Annotated in this window: 25 protein-coding genes; 20 read left to right on the top strand and 5 right to left on the bottom strand. The window is 53.9% G+C overall.

Annotated elements, in window-relative coordinates; translation table 11 throughout:
• The gene (locus HMPREF1487_RS25445) at positions 1–972 is read right to left on the bottom strand and encodes a zinc ABC transporter substrate-binding protein (protein WP_010799674.1); all 972 of its coding nucleotides are present in this window, start codon (positions 970–972) and stop codon (positions 1–3) included.
• 43 nt (positions 973–1,015) lie between these two features.
• Positions 1,016–2,320 carry an MFS transporter gene (locus HMPREF1487_RS25440; RefSeq protein ID WP_010799673.1) on the bottom strand — a complete coding sequence of 435 codons (1,305 nt, stop codon included), beginning with the start codon at positions 2,318–2,320 and terminating at the stop codon, positions 1,016–1,018.
• Between the two features lie 190 nt (positions 2,321–2,510).
• Here HMPREF1487_RS25440 and HMPREF1487_RS25435 point away from each other — a divergent pair, with 190 nt between their 5' ends.
• The 8 genes from HMPREF1487_RS25435 to HMPREF1487_RS25400 all read left to right on the top strand — a co-directional run bounded on the left by HMPREF1487_RS25435 (position 2,511) and on the right by HMPREF1487_RS25400 (position 9,729).
• On the top strand, positions 2,511–3,452 hold the full coding sequence (locus tag HMPREF1487_RS25435; RefSeq protein ID WP_010799672.1) for a chromate resistance protein ChrB domain-containing protein: 942 nt from the start codon (positions 2,511–2,513) through the stop codon (positions 3,450–3,452).
• Positions 3,445–4,815 (top strand): chromate efflux transporter, encoded by a 1,371-nt coding sequence (chrA, locus tag HMPREF1487_RS25430; protein WP_010799671.1) that lies wholly within the window; start codon positions 3,445–3,447, stop codon positions 4,813–4,815. The genes HMPREF1487_RS25435 and chrA overlap by 8 nt, the downstream gene beginning before the upstream one ends.
• A 68-nt stretch (positions 4,816–4,883) precedes the next feature.
• Positions 4,884–5,336, top strand: coding sequence for a chromate resistance protein ChrB domain-containing protein (locus tag HMPREF1487_RS25425; RefSeq protein WP_010799670.1), 453 nt, complete (start codon positions 4,884–4,886; stop codon positions 5,334–5,336).
• A 193-nt stretch (positions 5,337–5,529) separates the two neighbouring features.
• Complete coding sequence (locus HMPREF1487_RS25420; protein ID WP_010799669.1) at positions 5,530–5,865, top strand: GrlR family regulatory protein; 336 nt, start codon at positions 5,530–5,532, stop codon at positions 5,863–5,865.
• A 115-nt stretch (positions 5,866–5,980) separates the two neighbouring features.
• Positions 5,981–6,112, top strand: coding sequence for a hypothetical protein (locus tag HMPREF1487_RS28625; protein WP_371106409.1), 132 nt, complete (start codon positions 5,981–5,983; stop codon positions 6,110–6,112).
• Positions 6,113–6,424: 312 nt separating this feature from the next.
• Positions 6,425–7,240, top strand: coding sequence for a helix-turn-helix domain-containing protein (locus HMPREF1487_RS25415; RefSeq protein WP_010799668.1), 816 nt, complete (start codon positions 6,425–6,427; stop codon positions 7,238–7,240).
• A gap of 306 nt (positions 7,241–7,546) precedes the next feature.
• On the top strand, positions 7,547–9,238 hold the full coding sequence (locus tag HMPREF1487_RS27105) for a TnsD family Tn7-like transposition protein (protein ID WP_084213941.1): 1,692 nt from the start codon (positions 7,547–7,549) through the stop codon (positions 9,236–9,238).
• 89 nt (positions 9,239–9,327) lie between these two features.
• The gene (locus HMPREF1487_RS25400; protein ID WP_010799666.1) at positions 9,328–9,729 is read left to right on the top strand and encodes an antitoxin Xre-like helix-turn-helix domain-containing protein; all 402 of its coding nucleotides are present in this window, start codon (positions 9,328–9,330) and stop codon (positions 9,727–9,729) included.
• A gap of 30 nt (positions 9,730–9,759) precedes the next feature.
• Here the strand turns inward: HMPREF1487_RS25400 and HMPREF1487_RS25395 are convergent, their stop codons facing one another.
• Both HMPREF1487_RS25395 and HMPREF1487_RS25390 read right to left on the bottom strand, forming a co-directional pair.
• Positions 9,760–10,188 carry a hypothetical protein gene (locus HMPREF1487_RS25395; RefSeq protein WP_010799665.1) on the bottom strand — a complete coding sequence of 143 codons (429 nt, stop codon included), beginning with the start codon at positions 10,186–10,188 and terminating at the stop codon, positions 9,760–9,762.
• The gene (locus HMPREF1487_RS25390) at positions 10,185–12,038 is read right to left on the bottom strand and encodes a DEAD/DEAH box helicase (protein WP_010799664.1); all 1,854 of its coding nucleotides are present in this window, start codon (positions 12,036–12,038) and stop codon (positions 10,185–10,187) included. Before HMPREF1487_RS25390 ends, HMPREF1487_RS25395 begins: the two co-directional genes overlap by 4 nt.
• Before the next feature lie 587 nt (positions 12,039–12,625).
• Between HMPREF1487_RS25390 and HMPREF1487_RS25385 the strand changes: the two genes are divergently transcribed.
• The 4 genes from HMPREF1487_RS25385 (at position 12,626) to HMPREF1487_RS25370 (ending at position 14,688) form a co-directional block, all read left to right on the top strand.
• Positions 12,626–12,823 (top strand): hypothetical protein, encoded by a 198-nt coding sequence (locus tag HMPREF1487_RS25385; RefSeq protein ID WP_010799663.1) that lies wholly within the window; start codon positions 12,626–12,628, stop codon positions 12,821–12,823.
• Between the two features lie 84 nt (positions 12,824–12,907).
• Positions 12,908–13,336 carry a hypothetical protein gene (locus HMPREF1487_RS25380; RefSeq protein ID WP_010799662.1) on the top strand — a complete coding sequence of 143 codons (429 nt, stop codon included), beginning with the start codon at positions 12,908–12,910 and terminating at the stop codon, positions 13,334–13,336.
• Between the two features lie 499 nt (positions 13,337–13,835).
• Positions 13,836–14,237 (top strand): hypothetical protein, encoded by a 402-nt coding sequence (locus HMPREF1487_RS25375; RefSeq protein WP_010799660.1) that lies wholly within the window; start codon positions 13,836–13,838, stop codon positions 14,235–14,237.
• A gap of 244 nt (positions 14,238–14,481) precedes the next feature.
• Positions 14,482–14,688, top strand: coding sequence for a hypothetical protein (locus HMPREF1487_RS25370; protein ID WP_010799658.1), 207 nt, complete (start codon positions 14,482–14,484; stop codon positions 14,686–14,688).
• A gap of 413 nt (positions 14,689–15,101) precedes the next feature.
• Here HMPREF1487_RS25370 and HMPREF1487_RS27585 read toward each other — a convergent pair whose 3' ends face one another.
• A complete protein-coding gene (locus HMPREF1487_RS27585) occupies positions 15,102–15,419 on the bottom strand; it encodes a hypothetical protein (RefSeq protein ID WP_146766015.1) in 318 nt (105 codons plus the stop codon).
• A 22-nt stretch (positions 15,420–15,441) separates the two neighbouring features.
• Between HMPREF1487_RS27585 and HMPREF1487_RS25355 the strand changes: the two genes are divergently transcribed.
• The 8 genes from HMPREF1487_RS25355 (at position 15,442) to HMPREF1487_RS25320 (ending at position 21,152) form a co-directional block, all read left to right on the top strand.
• A complete protein-coding gene (locus HMPREF1487_RS25355) occupies positions 15,442–16,170 on the top strand; it encodes a hypothetical protein (RefSeq protein WP_010799655.1) in 729 nt (242 codons plus the stop codon).
• 26 nt (positions 16,171–16,196) lie between these two features.
• Complete coding sequence (locus tag HMPREF1487_RS27580; RefSeq protein WP_010799654.1) at positions 16,197–16,367, top strand: hypothetical protein; 171 nt, start codon at positions 16,197–16,199, stop codon at positions 16,365–16,367.
• Between the two features lie 356 nt (positions 16,368–16,723).
• Positions 16,724–16,900, top strand: coding sequence for a hypothetical protein (locus tag HMPREF1487_RS25345; RefSeq protein ID WP_010799652.1), 177 nt, complete (start codon positions 16,724–16,726; stop codon positions 16,898–16,900).
• A gap of 131 nt (positions 16,901–17,031) precedes the next feature.
• Complete coding sequence (locus tag HMPREF1487_RS25340) at positions 17,032–17,847, top strand: restriction endonuclease (RefSeq protein WP_010799651.1); 816 nt, start codon at positions 17,032–17,034, stop codon at positions 17,845–17,847.
• A 46-nt stretch (positions 17,848–17,893) separates the two neighbouring features.
• Positions 17,894–18,445: a hypothetical protein gene (locus HMPREF1487_RS26545; RefSeq protein WP_010799650.1), complete on the top strand. Its 552-nt coding sequence runs from the start codon at positions 17,894–17,896 to the stop codon at positions 18,443–18,445.
• Position 18,446: 1 nt separating this feature from the next.
• Positions 18,447–18,626 carry a hypothetical protein gene (locus HMPREF1487_RS25330; RefSeq protein WP_010799649.1) on the top strand — a complete coding sequence of 60 codons (180 nt, stop codon included), beginning with the start codon at positions 18,447–18,449 and terminating at the stop codon, positions 18,624–18,626.
• A gap of 266 nt (positions 18,627–18,892) precedes the next feature.
• A complete protein-coding gene (locus tag HMPREF1487_RS25325; protein ID WP_010799648.1) occupies positions 18,893–19,996 on the top strand; it encodes a serine protease in 1,104 nt (367 codons plus the stop codon).
• A 649-nt stretch (positions 19,997–20,645) separates the two neighbouring features.
• A complete protein-coding gene (locus tag HMPREF1487_RS25320) occupies positions 20,646–21,152 on the top strand; it encodes a hypothetical protein (RefSeq protein WP_146766014.1) in 507 nt (168 codons plus the stop codon).
• Positions 21,153–21,164: the final 12 nt, after the last annotated feature.

Raw genomic sequence — 21,164 nt, 5'->3', positions numbered from 1 at the left:
TTACATTCTTGGCGTGTCCAGGCTCTCCAGACATTTCGCCAGCTCATCCCCTACGCGTGAAATCAGCTGTCCGTAGCCCCCAGCGTTGGCAGCGACGCCGTAACCCAACGCATCGAGTTCAGCAAAGCGCACCGGAAGTCCCGCCGCCAGCGTGTCACTCAACTTAGGTCGAACGGGAGGCTCGCTGAAGAGGCAGCTTGGCCCCGCAGCCTCAAGCTTGGCCCGCATCTCTGCGACATGTCGCGCGCCTGGTCTCACCTCGCCACCGATCGCCAGGACGCCTGTGTGGTTGAGGCCGTACGCTTCCTCGAAGTAGTCGAAGGTCTGGTGGAAGACGAAGAAAGGTTTGGCCGCAAGCGGCTGCAGGCGGGCCTTGAGCTCCTGATCCTGTTTGCCCAATCGGGCACCAAACGCCTCGACGTTCGCTTGGTAGCGAGCGGCGTTCTGAGGGTCAGCTGCAGACAGATCCGCTGCCATCTGCTTGGCGATCACCAGCGCGTTACTCGGGCGAAGCCAAAGGTGGGCGTCAATAGAACCGGGGCGATGTTGATCATCATGATCGTCGCCCGCAGGGGCCTTACTCAGTGTTTCGTCGTGACCATGTTCAGCATGCTCATGTTCTTCACCGAAGTGACGTAAGTGCAGACCTGGCAGGTTCTGAATGGCCACTGTCTTTCCGCTACGGGTGTTGAGACTTTTGGCGAGATAGGTTTCGAGATCCGGGCCAATCCAGTACACGATATCTGCAGCTTGAATGTCTCGAACTGTCGAAGGCTTGAGCGTGAAGCTATGCGCTGACGAACCAGCGGGCACAAGGACCTCAGCCTCACCTACACCGTCCTGAACCTCAGCGGCGATGAGCTGGAGTGGCTTGATGCTGGTAACAACTTTAACTTCGGCAGAGGCGGTAGCGCTGGTTATGGCCAGAATGCAAGAAGCGCTGATCATCGATACGGTGTGATGGGTTTTCATGAGTGTTCCACTTGGACAATGCTGAGGTGCGACGAACGGTGTGCTAGATGCGAGGCCATTTTCGATGTTCGTCATCGATCACAAACGGGTGAGCATGGGATTTACCATCCGCCACATGGGGGTGGTCTTGGGAAAGATCGTCGTGATGATGCGCCACAACCTCGCGATCATACTCAGGGCGCCAAATCCATTTGCTCAGTATCCAGGCGCCCCCTGCCAGAAGGCCTAGACCAACGAACGCAGCGGTGAGGTTGACGCTGGCTCCCAGCCATCCGGCAAGTGGATAGGTGATCAGCCAACAGGCATGGGACAACGCGAACTGAGCAGCGAACAGCGCAGGGCGATCTTGGGGAGAGGAAGACCGTCGCAGAATCCGCCCTGATGGTGTCTGAGCCAGGGAGTAGCCAGCGCCCAGCACCACCCACAAGACAATCAGGGCCGAGTAGCTGGTGACAAAGGCCCCGACCAGCAGGCCAACCACTAGGATCGCTCCGCCAGCCAGCATAGCCTTGCGATCGTCCAAGTGTTCCAGAAGTCGCGGAAGTACAAGCGCTACCACCATTGAGCCGCCACCAAAGGCCATCAATGCCATGGCCATCGCCCTCTGATCCAGCTCAAGCTTCGCTTGAACGAGCACGACCGTATTCACAATCACCATCGCGCTGGCTGCAGCAATCGCGAGATTCAAGGCCAGAAGACCGCGCAGGCGCGGGGTATGCAGGAAGATCCGCAGGCCCTTGGTCGTGCGCTCGTAAATGCTCCGCTTGGGCCCGCGAACGGCCACCGGCAATACCGTTGAACCCACCATGGCCGCTGACACGAGAAAGCCCACGACGGTGCCACCGAACAGACTGTGGAAGCTGACCACGGTCAACAGGGCTGCCGCGAGCATCGGGCTGATAACGCTCTCCAAGTCATAAGCCAAGCGCGAAAGTGATAGCGCCCGGGTGTACTCACGCTCGTCAGGAAGGATGTCAGGAATGGTGGCCTGGAACGTTGGCGTAAACGCGGCAGATGCAGACTGCAGCACGAAAATTAGCACGTAAACCTGCCAGATCTCGGTGACAAACGGGAGCAACAGCGCCACGGCTGCCCTGACCAGATCGAGGGTGACCAGCATGGCTTTTCTGGGCAGGTGTTCAGCAAACGCACCGGCAATCGGCGCCACGCCAATGTAGGCCACCATCTTGATTGCGAGCGCAGTACCCAGGACGGCGCCGGCCTGCGCACCGGCTAGGTCATAGGCCAGAAGGCCAAGCGCCACGGTCGCCAGGCCGGTGCCGATCAAGGCAATCACCTGAGCAAGAAACAGGTGCCTGTAAGTGCGGTTTTTCAAGACAGATAGCATGGCACCTCTGTGCACGGCTGAAGGCGATCTCTGTCGCCTGGACTTCATCAGATCCATAACAGCGTATCCCCCCCAGGGGGATGTGGTCAACGCGATTCCATACGGCTCGACGGGCTCGATGAACACCCATTGCATTTTGCCGAAACTGGTTTAATGTAGAAAACGATACATTTTATGTTGAGTTTTCTACATGATTAATTGGTCGCTACTGATTTTGGGGCTGCCGACAGCAAACGCCACCGAACGAATGCGCGCCTGGAGAACCCTGAAGGCCTCTGGCGCTGCCGTGCTACGCGATGGTGTGTACTTGCTGCCGGAACAAAGCGCGGGCCGCGAAACGTTCGAAGCCGTGGAGCGAGATGTGCTGGCCATCAACGGCACGGCATTTCTGCTGTCGCTGCCAGAACGCGAGGAGCGCTTCAGCGGGCTATTCGACAGAAGCGATGAATACGCCAAGCTGATGGAAGAAATTGCAGGCTGCCGAACTGACCTATCCCCGGATAATGCGCTGCTGACAGCCCGGCAGGTGCGCAAGCTCAGGAAGGCCTTCGGCCAGTTGGCGGCGATCGATTTCTTCCCAGGTGTGCTCAAGACCCAAGCCGACGCGGCCCTGCAGGAGCTTGAGACTGCGATTAGCCGCGCACTGTCTTCCGATGAGCCGAGTGCGCACGAAGAAGTCATCAACCAGCTGGAGCGTAGCGAATACCAAGGTCGCCGATGGGCAACGCGAAAACGCCCATGGGTAGACCGGTTGGCCTGTGCCTGGCTGATCCGTCGCTTCATTGATGCCGATGCCCAATTCATTTGGTTGGACAGTCCCAGCGACTGCCCAAGCGATGCGCTCGGCTTTGATTTTGATGGGGCCCGATTCAGCCACGTTGGCCAGCGGGTTTCCTTCGAAAACCTCATCGAGAGCTTTGCCGTTCAGCAGCCAGGCCTGGCACGCCTGGCAGGCGTCATCCACTACCTGGATGTGGGAGGCGTACAACCTTCCGAAGCACCCGGTATCGAGCGTGTCCTCGCCGGCTTGAGAGAGAGCATTGGCGATGACGATCAACTGACAATGGTCGCAGGAGGCATCTTCGATGGCCTGCTGACTGCTTTCGCAAGCGAGGAAGCCCAAAATGGTTGATACCACCTCCGCAGTAAGTGAACAGCCTCCATCGCAAGCGACTCAGCAGCCGATCGGTCTCTATGAAGCCTTCCTGTTCTGGCTCAAGTTAGGCTTCATCAGCTTTGGCGGGCCTGCCGGACAGATCTCGATCATGCACCAGGAGCTGGTCGAGCGTAGGCGGTGGATCAGCGAGAAACGGTTTCTACACGCGCTGAACTACTGCATGTTGCTACCCGGCCCGGAGGCTCAGCAGCTCGCCACATATATCGGTTGGCTCATGCACCGCAGCTGGGGCGGGGTAATTGCCGGCGCATTGTTCGTGCTGCCTTCACTGTTCATCCTGATCGGTTTGTCCTGGGTCTATGTCGCCTTTGGCGAGGTACCGGTAGTCGCGGGGATCTTTTATGGCATCAAACCAGCGGTCACGGCCATTGTCGTCCACGCAGCCCACCGGATTGGCTCGCGAGCCCTGAAGAATGGCTGGCTGTGGGCTATGGCCGGCGCCTCGTTCGTGGCAATCTTCGCCCTCAACGTGCCGTTCCCGTTAATCGTGCTGGTGGCCGCCATTATTGGCTATTTGGGTGGCCGCTTCGCCCCAAGCAAATTTGTGATCGGTGGCGGTCATGGTGCGGCGAAAAACAGTTATGGCCCTGCCCTGATAGACGATGACACTCCAACCACTGAACATGCACGTTTCAGATGGGGTCACCTAGTACGCCTGCTGCTGATCGGCGCTGGGCTCTGGGTCCTGCCTATGGGGCTGCTGACGCTGTCGTTTGGTTGGGACAGCACCCTGACGCAGATGGGCTGGTTCTTCACCAAGGCCGCCCTGATGACCTTCGGCGGTGCCTACGCTGTGCTGCCCTATGTTTATCAAGGAGCGGTTGGGCATTACGGCTGGCTGACCCCAACCCAGATGATCGATGGCCTCGCCTTGGGAGAAACGACGCCAGGGCCACTGATAATGGTGGTTGCCTTCGTCGGATTCATCGGTGGATACGTGCATCCGATGTTCGGGGCGGAGCACCCGTTCCTTGCCGGTGCAGTCGCGGCGAGCCTCGTCACCTGGTTCACCTTCCTGCCCTCCTTCATCTTCATCCTGGCCGGTGGCCCGGTGGTGGAGTCGACTCACAACGAGATGAAATTCACCGCACCGCTGACAGGCATCACTGCGGCTGTGGTGGGGGTGATCCTGAACCTCGCCATGTTCTTCGGCTACCACGTGCTTTGGCCGAAGGGTTTCAGCGGGGCGTTTGACTGGCCTTCAGCGATGATAGCGATTGCTGCAGCAATTGCCCTATTCCGCTTCAAGCGGGGTGTCATTCAAGTTCTATTCGCTTGTGCCCTAGCCGGTCTGGCAGTCCATATGTTGCGTGTTTGAAACCAACTGCCGGCCGACATCATCGGCCGGTGTTTCATGACCCATCGCCTGCCGGCGGGAGGTGTCCGATGAAATGGGTAACGCGTGAACGTCCAAAGATCGATCGGATCGCCTGTCCTTGGCTGATCCAGCGCTTCATCGATCCAGCCCCGATTTTCCGCTACGTCCCCAGCAGCGAGGTCTTGCGCGTGGCAAGAGACGAAGGGGCCACCCCCTATGACATTCCAGGGGTAGAGCTGAGTCATGTAGGGCCGCTGTGCAGCTTCGACGCCTTCCTCAAGAAGTACCAGCTCGAGGATCCCGCTCTGGCCAAGCTAGCCGAAATCGTCCGTGGCGCGGACACATCCAGGCTGGATCTGACGCTCCAATCGGCGGGGCTCTACGCCATTTCGTTGGGTCTGTCTCGCTGCTATTCGGATGACCATGAAATGCTGAAGCAGGGCCTGGTGATGTACGACGCCCTCTTCGCATGGTGCCGTGACGGCCAGGGTGAAGCGCACAACTGGCCACCGCAGATGTGAGCACTCGGCGTGTTGGACAATGGAAATGCTATCTGACGACGTACTGGCATTTCTGACTTGGGTGGAACCATGGCGGGTAATTGGCGCTACTCAATTGTCGGCATTGATTTATCAAGAAGTCACAATTGTTTTCCCGCAGTTTTGAAGTGCATGGACTACGCTTCAATTTCCAAATCAGCTGAGGTTATTCAGTATGGCTAGCGGGATTTTTCATGTGGAGTTTCGCGCGAGCACCGGTGATTACGGTGATGGGCTGGTGGTTGTGAAGGATGGCGCGGTGAACGGAGGCGATCCTCATTACCTCTATCAAGGGGAAGTCCCTAAAGCCTCCGGTGATTTCGAATCCAAATTCACCGTGCGTAAATACCGCGATGGTAATGTGAATGTCGTCGGAATCGATAATTATACGTTGTTGGCCAAAGGTCGGGTCAATTACGAAAACGGGACCATCGAGCTGCGCGGAGCTGTTGAGAATGCTCCGCAACTCACCATTGAGTTACGTGGTCGCAAGATTCAGCCAGCGGTATGATCAAGATGCGGTGCTACGGCACCGCATGTCTAGCGAATCCCTAAAGCAGCGAATACTCACCCTATCGACGAGCCTCGGATCAAAGCAGAGCGCAAGCCTCGCGCATTGAGTTTATGTGAACCCTCACAACGGGGAGGTCGTCGAAACCAAAGACGGCAAACACAAACGGCTCAAGTACTGGAAAGCTGAATGCGGCGCTCGCACCTTCGAGTCGTGGCTCAGCCGTGATTCAGGAGGAGGAGGCTGACCCGCAAATGGGCTCCAATCATCGCTTTTAGCCGCCTAGAAGCCGCTCTCAAATGAACTATAAAATTTCCGTGTAAGCCGCGGAATTCTTGGGCTGTGAAGGGAAATTGAGTTTGCCTCCATCTAGATAAAGCTTCGCTGGTTCTTCACTGTTAGGGCCTGATTAGTTATCGGAGCTTGCAAAGGTGAAAAGCCTCATTAGTTTTTTGGAGAAGGCTCTCTCTTCCAACCCAGTTAACCTTGCGTTGTGTTGCGTAATGCTTAGCCTTTCGCTGGCGTTCTTCGTCGTCTGGCTTGCATGGGGGAAGGTGTGATGGTGGCTAAGAGTGAATGGGCCAAGATGCCAATCCGGTGGATTCACGAAGAAGGCCTCGTAGCCTTCCGTAGTCGCTCGACGAAGGCGATCAGTAACGCTTTTCTGCCTGCATGGCCGCCGGAAGCAGACCACCCGCAGCTGCGTAACGAGAGCCTGGCGGCACTCAGGCTCTACCTGGTGTTGTGCTGCCGCGCGGACTTCTCCACCGGAATGGCCAAGGTCACCTACACAGAGCTGTGTAAGCTTGGTGTGATGTCTAGGGCGGTGGTAGCGCGGTCTCTTAACCGGCTAGAAATAGCAGGTTTGATCAAGCGCGAAACGGGCGCCCTTAAGAGCGGCTCGCTGATTCGTATTGAGAACTGGAACGATGCCTACGGATGGGGAAAAATTCCGAAGTTGTGGCTCTACGACGGTAATCACGGACGCATGTTGCTGCTAAGCGAGTTCAACTTCACTCAGCTCTCGTTCCACGCCATCAAGATCTTCATCGCCATACTGGCGTACAGGGACCGCCGAGGTATCGCAACCATCAGCTACGATCGCCTGTCGGCTTGCACTGGTGTACCAAGGCACCATATCGCCGATGCGGTCACGCGACTCTATGACATGCGGCTGATTTCGTTCCGTCCGGGAGAATTCCATAGCGAACATGAGTTCGATCGCACCAACCGATATCTGGTACGCGGCTTTGGTACACGTTGGTCGGCATTGGAGGAAGAAAAACCAGCCCCCCGAAGTGGTTCCGCACGCCAGCGGCCATCGCCAGTCGACGTGGCCAGTACCCTCGCATTCGTCAAACCAGCTGGAAATTGAGCGTGATGCATCCGGGCCCTATTTGTACGTTTCTACAGGCGTACTTTTGCGAAAAGGTGTGAGGGTATCTTGGGGTGGTGGATTCACGTGTACCCCCCGTAGTTACTGATGTATACGTGACTTGTATTGGGTAGATACTGACCTGGATATAGCTTGCAAATGTGTCAAAGTTTTAGGGCTAATTGACGTCGTGCTTTGTGTAAATTTTCAAAAGTCCTGACCCCGATACAGGATTTCGTGTGTTACAAGTATGCCGATCACTGGATGTGCGTCCTTTCCGAGCCCTACCTTGTAAGTCGGTAACTGATGTCTGATCTAATATTTTTCCCTATGTCGATGCCGGACGAGATGCTGCACTCTCGTATCACGCGCTACCACTTCCTTTCAGGTAACAGAACCGTAGGGGAGACCTTTCGCGATCTGTTTGGCTCGAATCCCTTCAACGTCGGTATGCTCCCGAAGAAGATTGAGGTGCTTGCTGCCAGGCTTCCAGGTGTCACAGCAAGCAATCTTGACGAGCTGATCTGTGCCAACACTACCTTTCCCGCTTACAGACCATTTCTGGGGATCAGTGAAGGGGCGGAAGGGCTTTCGACAGGTTACAGCTTCACTGGAGTAGCCCGAATTCCCCGCAGGGAGGGGACGGTCCACTGCAAGGCAAAACTCTGTCCAACCTGCGTTCAGCAGGACCTTCTCGAATTGGGTTATGCGTACTGGCATCGCTCGCATCACTTGCCTGGTGTGTCCGTCTGTTGGCGTCACGGTGACCTGTTGATGCAAGCATGCCCGAGATGCTCTCACCCATTCTTCAGAAAGAATCGGATGCTACCGAGCCTTTCTGAGCCGTGTGTATGCGGTTGGAGCACGCTCACTCCTGCGCCGGTGAGTCAGGGTACTCAGCTTGAAAAGAAATTTGCCAAATTCGCACACGAATTGCTACAGCGCAATTTACCGCCGATGAGTAGTGATGCTTTGTGTTCCAGCTATTTACGACAATGCAAAAAACGGGGCTTCATACACGGAAGGTTTGCTGGAACAGCAAAACTGTTCGACAGCATTCGTGATACATATGGCGATCAAGCATTGTCGCAGATGTGCAGCGCCTACGCCGCGGGAAAGCATGAGCAATGGATAAGGTTTACTTCCCACAATGGACAGATGGATATGCCCCTTGCGCGGCATATGATTATCGCGCTGCACTTGTTCGGCAGTGTTGATGCGTTTGAAAGTGCCTTGAAGAAAGAAAGCGTACTTCAGAGTATTGCAGGTGCTAGGCTGCGCGGGCTGCAGAGTAAACCACTGGTGGGCAAAGAGGCCCAGTTCCGTCAGAAAATTGAAACTCTCCTGGCGGTTCGTGCGGCCGTTAGCTTGGAGTATCTCTGGCTGAATGCCTATAAAGCGACACGGTGGCTTTACGAGAATGACAAATCTTGGCTGATGGCGAAGCTCAGCAAGCCAAAGCCCGCGCCTGTTGAGGTTGAAAGCGCCACGGACCCTCGTGACAAAGAGTTTGCTGCCATCTTGATTAAGGGGGCTGAGGAGATGTATCGGATTTCGAGAGGGCAGAAGCGAGTCAACATTACCAATTTACAGAATCTCCTACCGATCAATCTGCCGAGGCATTGCGCGACCCGTAAGCACAAATTTCCCCTAGCTATAGAGCAGGTTGATCTCCTCTTAGAATCGGTCTGGCACTTCCGATTGAGGAGATTGATATGTGCTGTTGACGATATGGTTAGACTTAACCTTCCGATTAACACTGGCAGCCTCCACGTGGTTTCTAGCGTAGCAAACCCGGTATTTCATGTCTTAGTGAGCTTCTTCGAATGGGATTTGGAGGGCTTCGCAAAAAATGGCGTAGATCCGGAAGCCCTACTCAGATCAACCGGCGTACCACGAGATTGGCAGGGACCTCCCGGCTTCAACGTTGTTCTCGGTGGAAACGCTTACTACCGCAGTAGACCAGCAAGCGGATTTTTGGAAAATGCGAATGATTAGGAGTGATCGACTGCGGTACAAGGTCAGCAGCAGCTTTGATCGCCCGCTTGCTCAGCGGTAAGCTCAATAAAAGCGTAGGAGTCGAAATCATGATCAACGGACAGCGCCTCAGCGGCGAGCAGTGTTCGGTCGGTTTGAAGGTCGCGCTTCGGATCATCGACGCCTGGCGAGCAACACCGGCACAGGCCTGCAGCATCCTACGGATCTCTCTATCGACGTATCGCCGCGCTGCACGGGGTCTGGAATGTGGGCAAAGACTCGATTTGGATCAGCAGCAGCGGATTGGCCTGGTGATAGGTATCCACGGATTCTTGAGAGCTGTATTCAGCAACCAGGATAACGTGAAGGGCTTTCCAGGGTTCAAGAATGCCAATCCATTCTTTGAGGGGCGCACGCCTCTGGAGATCATGGCCCAAGGAGACCTAATCTCTTTGTACGAGACGTACCGGCGTATTGAGCAGATTCACTGCGGCGAAATCATCGCTGCTTGACGATCAGCCGCAGTGAGGAGAAGGCGAGGGTTAGGCTACCAACTGCAGGCGAGGAGCGATTGCAAGGTAGTCTTGCGGCATGGTCGATAGGATCGCGGCGACGCTCTCCTGTGGCAGCCGGTTAGAGAGCAGCGCTTCAAGTTTTGCCAACCGTTCTTGAACGGCGCGGGTGCGATCCCACTGAATGGCAAAACGCTTGGCCGCCACCTTCTGCTCCACAAGCACCAGATGACGGTTGAGGTCGTAGGTGTAGCGCATGGTGACCTTGCTGGACGATCCGTCTTCATCTGCCTCTTGGAAGATCAGCTCGAACACCAGGCCCTGAGAGGTTTTGCGAGCCGAGGACTCGACGTAGTCCTCCTCGAATAGATTGTCGATGAGCTCGCTGGGCTGAACGCCACGGGTTACGTGGAGAGTCGAGAGCTCATCAACCAGCATTTTGATGGATTCAAGACTCATTTCAGTATTCTCCTCAGATCGTCGATGATCACTTCCACGTCCTCAATTGACTTGGTCAGCAAGCCATTGTCACGGTCAGCAACCCTACCGAATTTCTTCGCCAGCTTGGTGTTAATAAAGCTCACCAGTATACCGTCATTAGGTGTATTGGCTTTCACCATCGGCAGGTGGTTTTTAAAAATCGGATAAAGGGTAGAAGCTTTTTCTGGGATCTGCATGTCGCTAAGCAAGGTCGCGACCTCGTCTTGAGCCTTCTTCGTCAGGAGCTCGCGCAGTTGCTTGCGGGCGATCTCTGGCCGCTTTTCTACAAGGTTGGGGTCTATGATCTGAGCCGCTTTTTTCGTCTCGGCGTTGAGAAACACGTTCTTGAGCTGCGCTAAAACATCCGCGTCATAGCCCTCGAGACCAGTAAGCGCTTGGACCTTTTGGGTCGCGATGGATTCGACCTCAGCCCTTTTCTCGGAAAAAATCTTGTTGAAGTCCAGGTCTGCAAGGTAGGAGTCCTGATCACTCACGAACGCTTCGGATGTGGAAACACCACCCAGCTCCTGCTCTTTGCGGGTGTAGTCCTCATCCGTAATGGTGTAGTCGCGGGTTCGCTGATGCTTTGCCCGATCAACCTCAGTCTGGAAGGCCGTCCACATCACGTCCAGACCGGTTTCCTTGTGATAGATCACCACGGCGTTGTTATCGATCTCAAAGGCCGTGATTTCCTCTTCCGGAATCGCTCGCAGGACCCTGCCGACGATCTGCGCAAAGGCGTTTTCGCTTCGGTAGGGCCGGAAAAGCGCAAGGACAGTGAGGTACCGATGGTCGTAGCCTTCCATCAACATGTTCACGGAGATGACGACATCGCATTGATGGTTGTCGATTACCCGAAACGCTGCAGCGACATCGGCCTGATCCATGTAGCTGTGCACAACAGCCACTCTCAGGTTTTTGGACTGATACCAGGTGCGCAGGTCTTCGGCATGGGTGATGCTGCAGCCAACAGCAAGAATCTTATGCGGCACCTTTGGAGAGGTTTTCCGAAGCTCATCTAGCTTCTGAATGCTCAGGTCGATAACGTCCATCGAGCATTCCGGAGACAAGGCGACGCTACGCTCTACCCATTCCAGGTCCTTGTATTCCAGGACTTGTTCCTTGGAGAGCCGGGTACCTGGCTGCTCAGCGATCGTGAAGTAGAGCTCGTGAGCGCTGACGGTCTCTTTCCTCAGCCACTTCACGTATTGATCACGCATCACCTCAGAAAGCGGGGTCTTGTGAATCAGCTTTCCTGGCACTTCCTGGTTGTCGCCGCGGAATGGGGTGCCCGTCACGAAAATCTTCTTGGCCTTGGAGAAATGGGCCAAGGTCTTTTGCCAACTGCCCGCCGGCGCATGGTGCCCTTCGTCGATGATGATCAGGTCGAAGAAGTCAGGGGGCACCCGCTTTACTAGCGATTGCCCGCGCTCGTTGTACACCTGCTGGATGTTCGAGTAGACGAAGTGAGCCTGTTCCAGGCTGGCCTGATGTGTTTCCGACGTGAATTCACATGTGACTGGCAGATCCCCAGCACTGAAAATCACATCGAAATTGATCCAGAAGTTGTCCTCCAGCAGATCCTGGGTCTTGCGGATGCTCTGCTTCGTAACCAAGCCCGGTGTGATGATCAACACGCGACCCTTTGCCAGGCCAAACGGCACGATGGAGATCAGTCCACTTTTACCTGTGCCGGTTGGCAGAACGATCAGGGCATCCTCATTGGAGTTTTCGAAATGCTCCAGCGCTTTGATGTAGGCCTCGATTTGCGGGCTGCGCAGCTTTTTATTGCCGAGGATGTTAGCTGCCGTTTCGGTGAAGTAATTCATAGACAGTCGAGGTTCCTATCGGCGGCGCGCGCCAAGGTGCCCGCGCGCTGGGCTATTGCTCGGCGACGGGGAGGAAAGAGTTGGAATTGTTCGAGGTGCAGCAGACGGGGGCATTGAAATATCCATATTTCGGGCCAGGCATCATCAGGCGTTCGTGATGACTTAGCGTGAGTGCTGTGGCTGATTGTAGCCCAGTGATATCACGCTTTGGGACCTGATTTTCCTGTGAATGCGGTTCACAGCACCGTACCAATGAACATTTGGACCTTTCATGGATAGGATGAAATGCGTGCCATGACGATATGCTGAACATGCCGGCACGCAGTGTGACCTGCATCTGGCTCAGCGAAGGGGCCTCCTAGCACGCTTTACCTTTCCGACGTACAGCCCGCCCAGGTCATGTGGAGATGGGGCGGACGACCTTGAGGATTAATGGGCTGACCGCTGATAGGCTGGTCACTGGTTGTGTCAAACTTTAATCCGAAAAGCGAGTGGGCTTTTCCGCCAGTGTGCTTGGCTGTGTCAAACTATGTTTCGTTTGCGGGCGGTGCCCCCTGCGCTGAACCCAGCGGATTCTGCGGGGCTCTGTGTCAAACTATGTTCCGAGCACCCAGCTGGCCAAAGGCAAAACCGAAGCTGACGCCTTAGTCGATACCCTAAGTAAGATGGTCGGTGCCGATAACGGTCTGCTTGGTCTGCATGCGCAAGACCTCCAAGTCATGGCTCTGAACATTCAGAGCAAGTTGCGTCTGATCCAGACCGTCTCGACTGTGACCGAGGAATAGATCGCTGCACACCACCGGCCCTTTATTGGGCCATTTGCAACCAGGGCGCGGTTTTCGCGTCCGCGAAGATCAAAAGGAAGCCAGATGGCACACAACGTCTTCACAGTCCAGTTTGCGGACGGCAAACAACTTTTTGGTATCAGCGAAGATATCGGCGGCTGGGTTTGTCGCCAGTTGTTCGAAACCGCCGAGGAAGCTCGGAATGTTCCCCGCTACGGCGAAGGCGTGACTTTTTCGGAACCGGCGACCGCCAAAGCAACTCAAGAGGCGGTTGTCATCGCTGAATGGGCTAATGCCCCGGACTGGCCATTCAAGACCAGGGCGTCACGTCAAGCGATGTGGCTCACCGGGCCTTGCGACTCTGACGAGATCGAGGCGGAACGACCAGTGGATTTCGGGATTTACGGGGCAGATTCACTCAAGGAAATTGCCCAGGCAATCCCGGTAGATGCAGACAGCATAAACCTAGAATGTCCCCTGTGCGGCGCCGTAGCCACTCACCGCGCAGCGTAATGGCCGCTAATCAACACGCAGGGCATGTTTATTCACTCCCCTGTCGTGACATACGGCGTGACGTGTCACGCATGCAGCCGGGATTTCGTGTTCAGACCACTGGCTGAATAGTTCGAGGACAACGCTCATGAAGGTCGCTGAATTCCGCGCGCTAACCGCAGACATGCTCAGATTGGTGAATGACTGGCAAGCCTGTGTCGACGGGCAAGAGCAAAGCCTGTGGCGTGAGCGAGCTCACCGCTTTCTTGCTGGGTTCATGAGTGCAAGCTGTGACCGTGCCACCCCACGGGACCATGAAGCTCGGCTTTCTGCCTACCAGCAATACATAGCTATTGTAGTGAGTACAACGGCTACGATGCCTCTCCAGCGGACCTCAACGTCGCGAGCAGGCCGTTATAACAAATCCCCGGCGAGGGCTGTACGTCTTGCGCGTGCTTCGCGTAGTTGTATGCGCCGGGGGTATTTCTAGATGTTCAAGAAGAACAGGAGAGCATAGCGGATGAAAACAGAAAAGGATTTAGTTGCAGCTTTACAAGAAATACATGAGGAACGCTCTGTCGGGATGGGAAGCACCACTATCCCTGCATGGTGTCAGTTTCTTGCGCTAACCAGCTTCACTTTCCAATCGAAAGTTATCCGCTATGGGGTAGTGGCTGGGATTATTCTATTTATAGCTGCTGTCTTGTTCGCGGCTCATTTTGGCCCAGATGCAAGCCGAGAGGCTGTTGCTTGTATAGGGATTATTGGATTGTTTCTTTTGTTCCTACCGTTCATCAAAGCTGGCGAGATGAAATTTAGGCTAGGGATGCTGGGCGTGCTTCCAGAGTTCATGGCAGTGCTATTCGCTGAGCGACCTTTTCCCAGATGGATTGCCTCGAAGTTCGGCAAAGCTTTCTCATGAAGAGTCGCTTACACCCCATTTAACCAACCTCAGTGAGGTAGAACGATGCAGGCTGTAGATGAAATCGTAACTAACTGCTTTCAAGGCTGGGACCAAAAACACATCAGCGAGCCTGTGCTGGAAGTTTTATGCATGACCGAACTTCAGAGGGATGACTCGCAGATTCTTTGCTGAATCTCGGTCACTCTGCCATCCAAGCGTTTGAAGCAGGGGAGGTTTTCGCGCCCCACATAGGAGATACCCGATGAGTCAAGCTGTTGAACAAGCAACGGCGGCGCTGGCTGCGGCGAGAGCTGCGTATCTGAGCGAATTGGAGCGCGACGCAGAGCGTGGGGAAGGAAGCGGCGCTCAGGAGCGTCGTCGCGAGGAGCATCAGCAGTCGTTACGCGACGCAGTTGCTGAGTGTGAACGCGATCTAGAAATAGCTAAGCGTCAGAGCTCTGGCAAATAGGAAAAGATCGCTGCACACAGACCCAACCGCACTTACAGAGTTATAGAAAAAATCGCACCAGGTACACGCCAAGCCCAGCCATCGAGCTGGGCAGTGCCAGCAAAAGGGCGCTGATTTTCGCGCTCAAGACAACTAGGGGAATGACTGCTGTGAACGAGCTGGAGCGCACTACACACCGTTCGAATCTGATCATGCTGATATGCGGTTTGGTTTGCTTGATTAGCTCAGCAACATCTGCTGTAGCCATCTGGGCTCATCCATATTCAGGCCCTGATCTACGCAGTGAGTTTTGTCTTTTTTTGGTGCCGGGTTTTGGGCTTGGCGTGGCATTCACAATATGGGCAGCTTGTGAGTTGAGGGCCGCAAAGAAGAGAGCGTCCGTTGCCCAGCTGGTGACGCGCTCAATCAACTATTCAAAGAGTTAGGAAAGTGCACATGGCGATGATTTCGAAGCGGTTGAGCAAGGGCGAAAAAGTATGCCTTGCAATGGTCGCTGTTGGGCTGGCCGCAATGTTGTGCGGAGTCTTGTACATGATGGCCATCGTCATGTTTGCCTCTAGTGATACGGCTATGTCGGTTTGGTCTCTCGTGGCTTTGACAGCAGGATTTGTTTTATCTGCCGTGGGCATGAAGCTGGAACGACGCGTGAACGCGCGCCGTATAGCCGTTGAAGCCATCACCAAGGCCCGAGGCAGCAGCCGGGCATGAAACTGACTGGCTTCGGCAAACATAACTGAATCCACGGAAAACTGTATGTCTTACGAACCTACATCACCAACGAATCCTCAACGGTTGACGGTCAAGCAGCATTTTCACATGAAGGCCATCTTGAAGAGATTCGATGGCCCGCAAGGCATCAAGGTTACGAACAAGGCTGACGGCGCTGTTTCCTACCACGAAGCAGATGACGAAATTTTTCTCAGCCGACGCGCTTGGTCGCAAGAAGCTGAGGCAGATATCAGCCACCCCATCGAAGAACAGTTTGATAGGGAGGTTAAGCGCATCGAGAGTCGAGGGACGGTAGTCAAGCACGATGCTGTTTCTCAGTACCACCTTCTCTGGACTCTGCGCTATCACTTCGCTAAAAACCCGGTCCCAGAGCAAGCAATTTTTCCACCTGGCATAGGCAGTGAGCTACCTGTCGATTTTGAGGAATTGCTTGAGGCCCACCGGAAAGTTCCGATACGCAAAGACGGAAACATCGCCGGTCGGTTCATCACTTCAGTGCATCTTCGTCAGGATTTATCGGACCCTGGTAACCAAAAAAACTACGAGGGCATTATCTGGAATTTGATGCGGTCGGACAGTACAGCTCTCATTTCCGCAGACTGCTATGGCGACTGCCTGTTGATGGTTATAAGCCCTCGATTTGCATTGATAGGCTCTAGGAAGCCCCGAGAATTAAATGTCCTCAGTTCGGCAGAAGCAGAGCAGCTGAACGGTGAATCGGTCCGGCGAGCCCAGGAATTCACGTTCGGCTGACACAGCCTTTGATGTAGGAAAACGACATGGAAAAACAAATTGCAAAGGGGAAAACCGAATTCTTCGACAAGCTCAGAAAGCATCTAGCTGAGCGACAGGCCGGATTGTGCTGGAAGGACGCCTGGGCGCTTCGACTGAGCGATCTGGGTGGAAAGAACCGCCTCCCTCGTGGCTTCAATGCCAAGAGCCTTCGTTAGCGTGCTGTTGGCCGTGAGGTTCTTCGCGAGATCAAGCAAGCCACGACCGAAATTTACCAAAGTTAAGGGAAAGCACGGCGCCATGACCACAATGTCAAAGGAAGAAGCTGCTTGGGTTAAGCGGTTACAAAGAGTTCTTGATGAGTGTCCTTCGGACAGAATCGGGGCTTTCACCGTTGGGGACCACACCGTCACGTTGTACGACCGGAGCCGAGACGCGGATATCGACGCAGTTGGGGATGTGGACTTCTGCAAAGCGGTCGATCTGCTAGATGCGGAAATGGGCCAATTGAAGTTCCCATTTCAGATGCATTCGACCGCAGGCTGAGCCAGTCGCAAAACGTTGAGGAAAACTCATGAAAACGAGAATCTGGACGGTTGGACGCTTCCCCGCAGGCGTCTGGAGCGGTGACGGCAGCCGGAACGACCCGGACTACTCGGAGTGCGAGGTTTACCTGATCCCCGCTGAGAACCTGGACAAGGCCAAGAAGAAAGCTCAGGCCTTCCGTGCATGCCTTGAAGAAGGGCAGTGAACTCCCAACCCAAGCCTCTCCCTACCAAGCGAACTGATCAAGGAAATGTCGCTGCACTCACCAGCCCGCTTAGTCGCGGGCTTTGGCATTACCAAGGCGCGGTTTCCGCGTCCGCAAAAAGGGAGTCCGCAATGCTCGACGTAAAGAACAGCACCGAATACGAGAAGGTTGCCCAGCAGGTCTACCAAGCGATTCTAGCCACCGATGAGGTTGAGACGATAGAGGTACTGCATAACGTCCAAATCACCGGGCGTTCAGGCGTAGCTCACCAGATCGACGTATACTGGCGCTACTTCAAAGACGGTGTAGAGCATCAGGTACTGGTGGAGTGCAAATACTACAAATCCACTATCGACCTCATCCACGCACGCAACCTGCTTGGCTTGCTCACCGATATTCCCAACAGCCAAGGCGTCTTGCTCACCACTATGGGGTTTCAAAGCGGCGTAGTGAACCTATGCAATTTCTACGGGATAAGCCTCAAGCGGCTTCGTGATCCCAAGGGGTCTGATTGGGATGGCTACATACAGAAGGTCGAGATCGAAGGCATTCTTAACCGGACCGAGTATGTCGATCTTGCTTTCAAGATTGATAGTAAAGATGAAGAGTCAATCGCGACGTTGGCAGGTGATTACGGCGTCTCTGTGAACATCTTGGAGGCGCTTTTCCAAGACGGCACAGCTTCACCTGTGCCAGCAGTCACATGGCTGGATCGAAATGTACCTTTCGACGAAAACCAAATTGGCGCGCCACTTATCACTACCCTTACACCGCCAAGCACCTTCATCGTCCTACCATCAGGGCAACGCGTCAAAATTCACAGCCTCGACGTTCAGTATATGCATTCGAGCAGGACGCTCAATTTCAGCTTTGATGCGATGGGTTTGGTCAAAGGCGTACTGGAAGACTTCAACACTAAAACTATCGATTATACCCTTCACCACTGACTAAACAGCGCAACCTGCGGCCACGCCCAAGAGTCACGGAAAAACGATGCCTGCTATCCCTCGCTTCCTGCCACACAACATCACCGTCCCAGGCTACGATGCCTATCAGGTCAGGATCGTGCGAGGTGACTACGAATATTCTGCCACATTCGCCTGGTCGCGATTCATCAGCAAAGAAAAGGCGCTGCGTGCGGCAGTAAACTGGCGAGACCAGATGCTTGCGAAACTGCCCAATGCTGGGAATGGACGTGGCAGCTTCCGCACTTTCCCAATGGCGCACAAACGTAGCGTCGGGCGCGTCGGAATCACCCGCTATCTGAAAAAGGACCGTCGCCGTCTCGGCTGTCCAGTTTATTTGGTGTATGGGGTTAATTGGACGGATTCCCAAGGCAGAAGTCGGGTAAAGCAGTTCCAAGTAGGCCGCATGGGCACTTTCGAGTGGCATCAGGAGTTGCATGCCTCGCTTACCGCTGAGGCCTTTCGAACCGAATGGGAGTTTTGCCGTAGTACCGGACAGGTCTTTGAGCCTGATCCTTACCACCGCTGGAAAGAGGTGGAGCTGTATCCATTCTTGCCAGCGACTGATCAAGGAAATTGAGATGCGCTCGTTCTTCGCAAAAGCCAAAACAGCAATTTATGTTTCGGAGCCGGATATTCAGGCAGCGTTAGACCACCTGCGTGCTCTACCGTACTCGAAAGCCGAATCAACGCCTCGGGCATGGGATCGTAAAGTGTTGTTGGTAGAGCTACAGGAGCAGGTCAATAAGGGCGCGTTTTAGAAGGTGCACGACATGCATGCAATCGGTCCCGGTGTTTGGGCATCGGTAAAGCCGCTGGGAGCAGATTTATTGCGCATGCCCGAAAAGCCAGAAGGACTCCAAGTCTGGCTGCTCATACACAACGTTGGTACAGACCCAACCGCACCCACAGAGTTATAAAAAAATCGCATGACCGAATTTCAGAGGGATGCTAGACCTAGAAACGCCTGGGAGCGGCAGTAGAGGAACGTTCATTTTAGCTTCCGCTAAAATTCAGAGAAATTTTGATGACACTTACAAAATCTGTGCTGAGTGATCCCTACGAGTACGAGCCGCCAGAGGTATGGGTTCGCCGGTTTAAATCGACTAACGAGGCGCTTAAAGAGGCGGCTGCTAGTGGACGCTTATCACCACGTGGGAACAAACTCCTCAAAGCTGGGACTGACTCCGACCGTGGGGAAATCGCCTTCATAGAAGGCCGGGCTAAAAAACAGGATAGCCCCCACATAGCTTTTAGAGACTTCACCCGAGCCTTCATGGCATATTATCTGCCAGCAATCTTTGAGATTGAGAACCTCCTTCGGACACGGTCAGCAGCAGAACTCGGTATGTCCCCTGAGCAGTTTGTTGAATGTGATGAGCAATGGACCAATATTGCGGAAAAGCTCCGCTGGCAAGAGCTTGAGATAGGGTTGCTCACCGGTACCAGACCAATCATGTGGCAGTCTGTAGCAGGAGCCCCTAGCGCTTCAAACGTGCGCTGGGGCGGCGGCTCATTATTCATGATGCAACGTGGCAATCAGCAATTTGCCGTCACTGCCCGACACGTCGCTACAAATGTAGGCGCCAACACTGAACACTTCCGTCTTTTGCTACCTGATACTCGCCAAATTCTCCCTGTTTTGCCTCCGATTGCGCTGGAAGCGCAAGACCCTGATTACGGTGAACACCAAGGAGATGTTCTGATCTGGCAGATCAACGTTGAAGACGTCAACGAAACCGCAGAGTGGTGGGCGTGGCGCCTGGAGGGTCAAGTCAAACCGGCTTCGGACCTCACTCCTGGCCAGAAGCTCTACTGTGTTGGCTTTCCAGAGTTCGAGGAAAATTTCGACGCTGAAAACTTCGACCTAGTTGAAAATCCATTCATTATGAGCGGCGTCTTAAACGAGTCTCAGTTTGTGGACGGCTTGTTCACCATGAACATAGACGAACACCTACCGGAAGTAGATTTGAATGGCATGAGCGGGGGGCCGGTGTTTGCCCGCTTTGATGAGCGATTTCATTATGTTGGGCTAGCGATCCGAGGTGTAGGGAAACGTCTGAATTTCATTTCTTCTGAGCACGTTCTGAAGCTCCTCAACCGTGTAGAAAATGGAATAGTCGCCTTCTAGGAAAATCTAATATACAAAGCTCTCTACACATGCCTAACGGCTTTGATTATTTCCACTGCGACCAATGCAGCTAACTTTAAAGGCAGAGCTATGCAAAGCAGCCATAGCCGTTGAAATAGGCCGAGAGGTCAAAACAATGAAAGCAGGCAAGCCTTTAGGTGGCGACGCGACTATCTCTTATGACCGTGCTGATGATAAGAAATCGTTTAGATATAGATGCCGTATTGAAGGCGATTCGATTGTATGGGCTACGTATTTTGATGACGAAGGCAGGTGGGAACGTTGGCTTAATAGCTCGCAAAGACTACCTATGAGGCAGAGGGTAACCGGTTGACGATTAATAATGATCAGGCTGTTCAGCAATCCTTTCTTGTATCAGACTCCTAAGTAGGGAAGATTGATCGAGCAGAACGTAGCTTCCGAACAGAATTATGGTTATTCGGCCCTTGAGTAGCTATTGAGTTTGTCCACGCTACTCTGTCGGCTGTATTCTTACTTCCTCACAGCAAACCTAGTAAGGATACTGATGATTTTCCAAGACGGGATACTTTGCCTAAGCCCAAGCAGTTCAATCACCAAAGCATCATTCAAGTTTTGGCTTGAGACAGAGCTAAACACCTTTCACTCCTGTAACCGGTCAGAGAACCATGTGATTGCATTCGTCTTTGTATCAGAGGCGTTTGTTGAGCAATTTCAACCTGAACGGCTAGACAAGGCCCTGAAAAAAATCGGTTCAAAGACAAATAAATGGTTGTCTGAGATAGACATTGTCGCAGGAGATCATTACCAAAACGAAGAAGCCATCCAACTGTTCATAGATGAACTCATAGAAGAGGGCAAAAAGTTTGCTCTTAGCGAGCAAGAGATATTTATTGGTTATGCTAACGAGAGGGCTAAAGGAGAAAGCCCATTCGATGAAGCGCATGATCCAGTCTGCGTAGTCCGCCAAGTTACAAAACACATGATTGAGGCCATGAGTCAGGATCAAGCTGAACTTGGCTACCAGGAGGGTGATTGGAGCGTTTCAGGTGGCACGCATGAAAACATGATCATTAGTAAGCCTTTCAAGACTATGGAAGAGGCAATGGACGCGGCCAAGGAGCGCTTTGGGGCAATTAGATTTACCACCATGCCACAGTTTGATGAGTTTAGCTGAGTATCAGGGAAA

This window comes from Pseudomonas sp. HPB0071, assembly GCF_000478505.2.
Taxonomy (GTDB): Bacteria; Pseudomonadota; Gammaproteobacteria; order Pseudomonadales; family Pseudomonadaceae; genus Chryseomonas; species Chryseomonas luteola.
This window is presented reverse-complemented; position numbering and strand designations above follow the sequence as displayed.